General features: G+C 53.2%; 1 protein-coding gene. It reads right to left on the reverse strand.

Translation table 11 applies throughout. From position 1 onward, the window contains the following. Positions 1-231, reverse strand: a 231-nt coding sequence (locus tag K6T82_RS24470; protein WP_223711679.1) for a hypothetical protein, incomplete at both ends; no start/stop codon positions are given.

Genomic DNA, 231 nt, shown 5'->3' on the forward strand with positions numbered 1-231 from the left:
GTGTCGAGATGGCACTGTCGCAGTTCAATGGGTTGGTGATCTCACAGATCTTGTATTCGATGTCGTAGCTGCCTGCCGGTGTATTCGGCGCAACAACCACTTTGCCGTCGTTGGCGATGCTGATGCCCGTCGGAAGGTTCACTCCCTCGATCTTAACCTGACCAGGATTGCTTCCGATTACAGCCTGCAACGCGTTCAATGTATCACTGTTGATCAGCGACAACGTGGTCG

The sequence above is a fragment of the Flavobacterium potami genome, from assembly GCF_020026915.1.
In the GTDB taxonomy this organism is placed as follows: domain Bacteria; phylum Bacteroidota; class Bacteroidia; order Flavobacteriales; family Flavobacteriaceae; genus Flavobacterium; species Flavobacterium potami.